An 8,977-nucleotide genomic window follows, 5' to 3' on the forward strand; every position below is an offset into this window, starting at 1 on the left:
AGCTGGTCTCCATTGCAGATACCAGTTTGAATCATGCCTGCGGCCCGATGTGAATCCCTTTTGTCAACACGGCCTAGGTATCGCACCGTGACTTAGTCGACTTAGTGTACTCGTAGGGAATGGTCGGAATTGATTCCAAAACTTACATAATCTAGAGGTCGCAAAATTCTCGCAGACATATAAAATTTGAGAAACAATCATCGTCAGGTAAAAAATCAGTTGTGTATTGAAAGGCCCCTCAACAATACAAGAGCTGCCTTCGCAGCTGAACATTATGAGAAAAGGGCCGTATTGATTATTGCATCTATCTCGAAGTTTGCTTTGCACTGTTCGGCGAAAGCTTAAGCTAACGGCCTATCGCCAAGCGAGAGCGACTGGTAAGGTTAACTAACAGCGGCATAAACGCCATGCTCTACGCGAAATCCCGCAGCAAAGGCTGCTCAGTGCATATTTTCGTCGCTGCTAGCATGTCACCATTTACTTAAGTGTTAAAACACTACTCGTTCGCTTGTTAAAGCGTATAAAGCCAATTTCTGTTTTTGATCAAGTTATTAATTTTTTCGTAGATTCATTTAGTAACGAAGTCATACTTGTCGATCAATGCTGAAATAATCCACTGACCTAAGTCGGGTCGTTCTCAAGCCTCGATCAAAAACAGCATGAAATGAAACTTCCAGTTCGCTGCAAGCAACCACAAAAGACCCACCAAAGCAAACGACGATCAGAACGCTAAAGATCGGCGGTTTATCGCATCACATGGTGCTGATTATTTAAGAGCTGATCTTTTTAACGTTTCACTTTTCTCAGCCCTGTTGAGGCTTTCAGTAATGATCTTCGTTGCAATCTTGTTCCGAGTGAAGGCTGACCTTTCACTTAGTGAAAGGACGTTTACCCCTCATAAGGGGAAATAATCAAAGTGTTACATTGTGGTGTTCGTTTTATTGGGAAATTGGTGCCAAAAGATACGCTTTCGAAACTATCGTATATATGTACTTGGTATGAGGGCGCGTTTACATCTTACCCTCGTGAGGTGATTGATGAAACACAGATTCTTAATGTTGGTTGTAGTGGGGTCGGTAGCGGGTTGCTCAAATCAAGAGACGGTTCCAGAAACCACTGTTATATGTTGGGATGCTGACGGCGAAGCTGATTTGCCGCTAGAAAAATACTCACCAGATCCAGAAACAATATGTGTACCGATTGTGCACGCCCCTACATTGCCGCCTAGTATTATAAAACGGGCAGTTGTTAGAAATGAACGGTCTGATAGTTCACGAAACGCTGGGCGTGATGATGAGTTAAGAGAGCCACCTAGTAGATTGCCATCAGACGAAACACGTAATGCTGATCCCGTTATTGAGTTTTCTGAAACAAATAATTCGGGCGCAGCCGCCGGTGTTAGAAAAGAAGACGGGGCTATAGAATATTCCAAAGTCGACCGCGATCTGGGAATAGTTCGTGCGGTTGATGACGAGACGGTTACCGATGCAGACATGGCAAAAGAGTTAGTTGACCGCGTGTTTGATGAAGTTGGAATTTAAAATTCGTCGCTGTTATTATTGATGTTTTGAAATGGAAAAAAGTGAAGTATCTCAAAGTCACCATACCTATTCTTGCGCTGATTGGCTCCATCGGAAGCGGTGGAAACGCTATTGCGCAGAATTTCACCAGTTCCGGAAATGACTGGGGTGCAGGCTGGGGTTTCCAATCTGCAACTGATCGGTCTTTGGGGATTCAGCAGGCCCAAGCAATCAGGAGCGCGGTTACACAGCCGGGCCCATCGACGGTTGTAAGCAATTCGACCTATAATAGCGCTGATAACAGGTCAGGCTACGTTGACGCAAGCGGCTTGGGAGCCAGTTATGGCCAGCTTGATATCCATCTAAACGGTGACAAAATCGGCCAGAACACCAATGCTATTGGTGCGATGAACACCGGCACTACGAATATCGATGTCAACGGTAACAACAATTGGGTTGATGCCACCAACGCCGCCGACTCGAGTGGGTGTATAGATGGCAGCGTAGCTTTGACTGAGACTCCTTTTGCGTCAATGGAAACGGCGTCCGGCATCGACATTGCAATGGATTTGTCACATCAGAAAACTCGGTGTGCGCCATGATACGAGTGCCGAAATCACTTTTGGCCTTTACTAGTGTACTGGTACTGACTGGGTGTGGCGCCACGATGAACGGTTTCACATCTCGCAGTGAAAATGTTGAACTGCCCATCGGCCCCGCCGTCGAAGACGTGGTCACGCCGTTTGACGAGGCCCTGTCCTGCATCCGTGGCAAGGTTAACCCCGGTATCATTTTCGCGGTCGGGCAGGTGGTTGATGCCACCGGCAAGGAAAGCTATGCCGAAGGGGCCAGCGGCAAATACGTCACCCAAGGTGCGGGCGAAATGGTGCAGTCTTCGCTGTTCCGCGCTGGTGTGACACTGGTCAACCGCCGCGATCCCAATATTGCGATCACCGAAACCCAATGGGGTATCCGTGACCTGCAACAGCAGGTGCCGGTCAATTTCTACATCTCGGGGAGTATCAACAGCCTCGATTTCATACCTGGTGGCGGGATAAGCACGACTGTTGCCGGTGTCGGGCCTCGGTTCCGTCAGAACCGCATCCTGATCGGGCTTGATCTGACGCTGACAGATGCTTTTACTGGCCGCATCGTCGCGAATGTGCCTTTGCAAAAACAGATCTTCTCGCAAGAGGTGGGCACATCCGTTGGCCGTTTCTTTGGCGACACGCTGATCAGCTTTGACGCAGGCGGTATGGAGCGCGAGGCGTTGCATTTTACCCTGCGCCAGATGCTTAGCCTTGCCACGCTGCAATTGCTAGGCCAGCTGATGAACGAAGAGGCATTCGCACCCTGCATCCAGCAGATCAGCCCGGTCTTTGGCCGCGTGAACCCGATCCCGCTGCCTATGCAGAACTTTGTGCAGGCGTCGCTGAATTCATCCCAACAAGCGCGCGAACGGTTGGGTGAAATGCAGGCGCAGGAAGAACAGGCTGCGGCGCAACAGGCCACAGCGCGCGCGCAAACCGCGCAGACTGTCCAAACCCAGCTGGCCGAAATCACCAACCAGACCACGATTTATGCGGTGCGGTCGATCGGTGCGGCAGAAAAATCGTTGGCTGCTGAAACCCGCGATGTGCAGGCGCAAAGTGCGGCGGAATCCATGCAACTGGCTGCAACCGCAGGGCAATTGCTGCAACGCGCGGCCCAGCTTGGCCTGTCCGGTGCCGAAGGCGACGCCGCGGCCATCGTGGTGGAACGCGCGATTGATCTGGCCACGCAAGCCAATGACGCGCTGGCCGCCACCGCCCCGCAGGCCGCAGTACCCGCCCCTGTGGTGCCGACACCCGCGCCGCAAACCCCGCCATCCGGCCCGCCCGCTGCGGCGGGACAGCAACCAACGGGCCTGCCACCGCAACGGTCCACCGCCACACCGGGCGAGGCTGCAACACCATTTAGCCCGGCACGCTGATCGCATCCGCGTGCCACGGGTTTCAGACATTCCAAAGGGCATAATCCCTTTGGATCAACGGGCCCTCAGAAACCCGGGAAAACATATCACGCTTGAGGGGGCGTGATGAAACAGGACGAAAACATGAAAAATCTTCTTGCAACGACCGCCATCGTCATGGTCGCCATGACCGGCGCGGCCTCAGCACAATCCGTTCTGGAGCGTGTACTGGGCAAAATCGACAACGCCACAAACCTCGCATCCGTCAACGGCACATTTGCGAACATTGCTGAAAACATCGGCGGTGCCGGAAGTGTAACCGTCTACACAAACGCGACTGGTGCTGTCATTTCAGAAGCTGAGTTTCTTGCTGCCGCTGCACTTGATTATCAGGCAGATTTTGTAGCAGTAGCTGGCACTGACTATGTCGATCCTTCGGCCGGTGTTGTGATCACAGCAGCAGAATATGCCGCCCTGTCCGCAGCTGAAAGGGCAGATTATCAGCTCGTCAGCTCGACCGGTGGTTACTGGACCAACGGTTCGAGTGTCATTGCTGACGCTTCTTATGACAACCTTGCAGCGGCAAACGCCTTCGTGGCCTACACCCCAAGTGTTGTAGCAGTTGAAGGCCTCGCAGGCGTAAACGGTTCGATCAACAACACCATTGATGGTATCGGTGCCGTAACACAGCAAGCAATTGCATCGGCAAACGTGTCGGCAATCGAATACAACCTGCCAACCTTCGATTTTGGTGACATGGCGACAACAGCACTTGGTGCCGTTAACACCGGCGAAATCACGCTTGGCGTGAACTCGTCCGTCGACAACGCCAAGACATCCACAACCGAAGCCCTGTCGTCAGTCATGACACAGATCGGTGGTTCGGCCGATACCGGCGCACTTGTGCTGAACATCGCGTCAAACATGACGGGCATCAACGGTTCCATCACCAACGTGATGGCCGAACTGAACGGTTCGATGGGCAACCTGTCGACAACAGCACTTGGTGCCGTCAACACCGGCGAAATCATCTCTGGTGTGAACGCAGCCGTCAACGGCATCACCGGCGCCTCCGCTGGTCAATAAACTACTGTCGGTTAAGAAAATTAGTTAAGGGGGCTCCTGCCCCCTTAATCACAAGAGGGAGGATGCATGTTCAATTGGGTCGCCCGACACTGCCCTTGTGTTTCTTTATGTGTCTCACTTCTTGCAATAATGCCCACTTGCGCTTCTGCATCTTATCTTGAACGCGTACTTGAATTGTTAGATGCGACATATCCCCTTTCAAAAGCTTCTAATGTATCAGCAAACATTGCTGAAAACGTAAGCAAGCCAGTCACCCGGCCCAGATCATTAGCAAGAGGTGATCGTGTCATTATAGGATATGATGAAACGGGAATGGAAGTTTTCGAAATTACTGACGCTTTCGGTGTGAAAGTTCCTTCGACATTGGCCTCTGAACTTGGTTCCGGTGTCAGCGCAGGATTGTATCCTGTCGGTAGCGCAGTCTACTCACTGCCACTTGGTGGTCAACTTTCCATCTTTGAACAGTCGTCCAATGGTTCACGTCTGACGCTGGCGCAAGAGATGGTCATGACGCACATTGACGGGAATATTACCAATACGCTGACCTCAGTGAGGCCAAAGCTGATATCGGATGTTACGGGCTTCAATTTGGGGATGCTATCGTCTTTCATAGACGTTTCAACGATGGGCAGCACGGCACTTGGTGCCGTGAACGCGGGTGAAATTGTCACCCATGTTCAGGTCAGTACCGGTCCCAACGCAATAGGTGCAAGCGGCATCGATTTGGCACATCTTGGTCCCGGTCCAAGCACCCCAATTGATTATGCGCTTGCAGGTGAGATTTCCGCTCTGACCCACCGGGTAAGTGATATGGGCGGAGGGTTTAACGAAAGCATGCTAGCATTGAATATAGCTTCCAATACAGGCGAAGTCACGGGTCGGGTAAGCAATATCTTCGTCGGGTTGAATGGAAGTATTGGCAATATCGTGACGACAACGATTGGGGCGGTGAATAGCGGAAAGATCAGCAATTAAAGTGTCGATTTTCTGATCAGTTGTTTGAGGAAATATGGCAGCTGACGAGAAAGGGTTGTCTTTATTGCGGCGACTAACGCGCGACAGGTGTGTGTCAAGGTTTCAATGACTTTCGCATTATAAACCACAAGCAAGTCCAGGTTTTTTGCAAAAACGAAATAGAAATTTTAATCAAGCCAAATGAGGCCTGCTATATGATCCGAAGTTTTCTAGTTTCTGTAAGCCTAATCGCGCTTGGTGCGACTGCAGGAGTACCCGTCGCAGCACAATCTGTCTCAGGAGCATACCTTGCCGGGCGTCAGGCTGCGATGAGCTGCGACTTTGCCGAAGCCGCAAAGTATTATTCACAAGCACTGGCACACGATCCACGAAACCCAGAGTTTTTGGAAGGAACGATGCTAGCCTACCTGTCGTCGGGCGATGTAGCCAAGGCAATTCCCTTGGCCAAGTTCTTGGAGGTGAACAATCAACGCTCTCAGGTGGCCTATCTGGTCAGGACCGCGGGTCTGGCGCAGGCTGAGAACTATCAGGGGCTGATCGCGCAGGTGGGCGATGAAGCTGGCATTGGCCTCTGGGTCGACGCGTTGATCAAAGCATGGGCCTATGTTGGCTTGGGCGATATGGCCACTGCAATCATTCAGTTTGATGAGCTCAGCAATGTCGCTGGCATTAAGGTGTTGGTGATGTATCACAAGGCTCTTGCCCTAGCGTCCGTCGGCGATTTTGAGGGAGCTGAGACAATTTTATCCTCTGGTATTGCAGGATCAGCCGCACAGACGCGGCGCGGTGTGGGCATTCGAGCTGAGATACTGGCGCAGTTGGGCCGCAAGGAGCAAGCGATCGAACTATTGACTGCCAGCTTTGGCGACAACATTGACCCCGAAATGCAGACGCTGATCACCGCTCTTCAAAGCGACCAACCGATATCTTACGCTGGGATCATAGATGCCAAGACTGGTATTGCCGAGGTGTTCTTTAACTTTGCTGTCGCTTTACGCGAAGAATCCGCCGGCGATGGTGATGTTTTACATTATGCGCGCATTGTCCGATTTCTGCGAACCGAACACAATGAAGCGCTGTTGCTCACCGCAGACTTGCTAAATAGTCTCGGGCAATATGATCTGGCGATCCAGGAACTGCAGGATGTCCCCACCGATAACCGCTCCTACCCAGCTGCAAGACTAATCCAAGCCGCTGCGCTGCGTCAAGACGACAGGTCGGAACAGGCAATTGAGGTGTTACAACAGCTGATCGGCAGCCACGCGCACCTGCCGTCGGTGCATTTTGCGTTGGCCGATGTCTTGCGCACGCAGGGCGACAATGACGGTGCGATAAAGTCATATGACCTCGCTATTGGACTGACGCCATACACGGATCCACAGCGGTGGGTGTTGTTTTATGCGCGGGGCGTCGCTGCAGAACGCATTGGTGATGCCGAAAGTGCCGAAAAAGATTTTCGCGCCGCTCTTGCAATCAACCCAGACCAACCGGAGGTTCTGAATCATTTTGGCTATTCGCTTGTCGAACAGGGGCGCAATCTAGACGAAGCCTTGAATATGATTGAACGCGCTGTCGCGTTAAGGCCCACGTCGGGGTATATTGTGGATTCACTAGGTTGGGTCCTGTATCGTCTGGGCCGTTACGAAGAAGCGGTATGGCAGATTGAGCGTGCAAGTGAAATGAACCCGGTAGACCCAGTTGTAAACGACCATCTGGGGGACGCCTATTGGGCTGTTGGCCGCGAACGCGAGGCCGAATTCCAATGGAGTCGGGCGTTGTCTTTCGCTGATGCAGAAGATGTCAACAGCGTGAACGACCAATATCGGATGCGCCGCAAGCTTGAGGTGGGATTGGATGTCGTGCTAGCCGAAGAAGGTGGAAATCCCCTGAAAAGGGTAATGGCCGAACGCTAGCGCAAAAGAACACTTACCGTATGCATTTTTTCGAAGGGGCCGGCAATGGGGATAAAACTGGGTCTAGTGCACTGTTTCGGACTTCGCTTGGAGTGGGTTCCGGCCAGCCAGCATGTCTCAATCAGTGTTCTTATTTCGACCCTAAGTGATCTGAACCGCAACCGTCAGGCTGTCATGATTTGCCAACTAGGCCGAACTGCCCCTCAAAACCCCGAGATGATTCCTTTGTGATTGTTGCGCAATTTCTGTTTTTGTAAGCGATAGAGTGGATGCCTACCATTGCTTACGCAACCTGAACGCATTCTGTAGTCACTTTGCCAACAGTAATCCACACCGCCCACTAGGTTCAGGACCCATTGATTTCAGGTCTGTTGCGTGATTCACGGCTCAGAAAATGGAGTAGTGACATGTCTGATCTCTTTTTGCTGACCGAGGCGCAGATTGCTCGCTTGGAGCCTTACTTCTCGAAGTCCCACGGCAAGCTTCGCGTTGATGATCGGCGCGTCCTAAGCGGGATTATCTTCATAAACCGCAATGGCTTACGGTGGCGTGATGCGCCCAAGTAGTATGGTCCCCACAAGACACTTTACGTAAGCGGGAAGGCCACCCCGTGGGTTAATGGCGACGCTGGTCTGGGGTAGGCTTTTGGCGATGATCTGATCGCCGAGGTTCCATGTCTACGACTAGTTCTACGCCTATGCCTGCGACTGGTAGCTTACAGTTGATCGAGGCTGTGACGGAGCGGCTTGACGGTGCGCCAATCAGCGAGCGGCGCCGTTGGTCTGATGAGTTCAAGGAGAGAGCGGTTGCCGCGGCGCTGGGGTAATCTCCCCTTTTTTAACGGGGTGCATCCGTAGAATTCACGCAGCCATATTCAATTTCATGACGGGTGTGATGCCGCCGATGCCCATGTTGGGGCGGTCGTTGTTGTAAGTCCAGAGCCATTGCGTGGCTTGATCCTGAGCCTCCTCGATGCTTTCGATGATGTATTGGTCCAGCCATTCATGCCGAACCGTCCGGTTATAGCGCTCGACATAAGCGTTTTGCTGGGGCTGTCCCGGCTGGATGTGCTGGATCGTAACAGCATGTTTCTCAGCCCATTTTCTTAGCGTTTCGCTGATATATTCGGGGCCATTGTCAACCCTGATCGTCCCGGGCTTGCCGCGCCATTCGATGATGCGATCAAGGCTGCGGATAACCCGTTCTGCAGGCAGCGAGAAATCGACCTCGATCCCCAGCCCCTCACGGTTGAAGTCATCCAGCACGTTCAGCAGCCGAAAAGCCCTGCCGTCGCCGAGGCGATCCGCCATGAAGTCCATGGACCAGGTCACATTGGGCGCGTCCGGCACGGCCAGAACGTCAGGCTTCTCCCGTTTTAGCCGCTTGCGGGGCTTGATACGCAGGTTCAACTCCAGCTGGCAGTAGATCCGATAGACGCGTTTATGGTTCCACGGATGCCCCTTCACGTTGCGCAAATGCAGGAAACACAGGCCAAACCCCCAGGTCTTGCGCGCATCCGTCAGCCCTGTCAG

Annotated in this window: 7 protein-coding genes and 1 pseudogene; 7 read left to right on the plus strand and 1 reads right to left on the minus strand. The window is 52.4% G+C overall.

Features of this window, described 5'->3' with window-relative positions:
* Window positions 1-1,037: 1,037 nt before the first annotated feature.
* The 7 genes and pseudogenes from VOY09_RS18215 to VOY09_RS18245 form a co-directional block, all read left to right on the plus strand.
* The gene (locus VOY09_RS18215) at window positions 1,038-1,541 is read left to right on the plus strand and encodes a hypothetical protein (RefSeq protein ID WP_322896297.1); all 504 of its coding nucleotides are present in this window, start codon (window positions 1,038-1,040) and stop codon (window positions 1,539-1,541) included.
* A 41-nt stretch (window positions 1,542-1,582) separates the two neighbouring features.
* Entirely contained in the window at window positions 1,583-2,122 is a 540-nt protein-coding gene (locus tag VOY09_RS18220) for a hypothetical protein (RefSeq protein WP_322896299.1), read from the plus strand.
* Window positions 2,123-2,187: 65 nt separating this feature from the next.
* Complete coding sequence (locus VOY09_RS18225; RefSeq protein WP_322896301.1) at window positions 2,188-3,492, plus strand: CsgG/HfaB family protein; 1,305 nt, start codon at window positions 2,188-2,190, stop codon at window positions 3,490-3,492.
* Between the two features lie 123 nt (window positions 3,493-3,615).
* Window positions 3,616-4,557 (plus strand): hypothetical protein, encoded by a 942-nt coding sequence (locus tag VOY09_RS18230; RefSeq protein ID WP_322896303.1) that lies wholly within the window; start codon window positions 3,616-3,618, stop codon window positions 4,555-4,557.
* A 66-nt stretch (window positions 4,558-4,623) separates the two neighbouring features.
* The gene (locus VOY09_RS18235) at window positions 4,624-5,532 is read left to right on the plus strand and encodes a hypothetical protein (RefSeq protein WP_322896304.1); all 909 of its coding nucleotides are present in this window, start codon (window positions 4,624-4,626) and stop codon (window positions 5,530-5,532) included.
* Between the two features lie 194 nt (window positions 5,533-5,726).
* On the plus strand, window positions 5,727-7,445 hold the full coding sequence (locus VOY09_RS18240; RefSeq protein ID WP_322896306.1) for a tetratricopeptide repeat protein: 1,719 nt from the start codon (window positions 5,727-5,729) through the stop codon (window positions 7,443-7,445).
* Between the two features lie 407 nt (window positions 7,446-7,852).
* A pseudogene (locus VOY09_RS18245) lies at window positions 7,853-8,008 on the plus strand (transposase); the annotation flags it as partial.
* Window positions 8,009-8,305: 297 nt separating this feature from the next.
* On the opposite strand, the gene VOY09_RS18250 reads toward VOY09_RS18245, so the two are convergent.
* A partial coding sequence (locus VOY09_RS18250; RefSeq protein ID WP_323811306.1) for an IS3 family transposase occupies window positions 8,306-8,977 on the minus strand: 672 nt, incomplete at its 5' end.

The organism is Yoonia sp. 67-2 (assembly GCF_035117555.1).
GTDB lineage: Bacteria > Pseudomonadota > Alphaproteobacteria > Rhodobacterales > Rhodobacteraceae > Yoonia.

Coding starts and splice junctions, on each gene's coding strand:
- VOY09_RS18235 (WP_322896304.1), top strand. CDS start 4,624: ATGTTCAATTGGGTCGCCCGACACTGCCCTTGTGTTTCTTTATGTGTC.
- VOY09_RS18230 (WP_322896303.1), top strand. CDS start 3,616: ATGAAAAATCTTCTTGCAACGACCGCCATCGTCATGGTCGCCATGACC.
- VOY09_RS18225 (WP_322896301.1), top strand. CDS start 2,188: ATGAACGGTTTCACATCTCGCAGTGAAAATGTTGAACTGCCCATCGGC.
- VOY09_RS18215 (WP_322896297.1), top strand. CDS start 1,038: ATGAAACACAGATTCTTAATGTTGGTTGTAGTGGGGTCGGTAGCGGGT.
- VOY09_RS18240 (WP_322896306.1), top strand. CDS start 5,727: ATGATCCGAAGTTTTCTAGTTTCTGTAAGCCTAATCGCGCTTGGTGCG.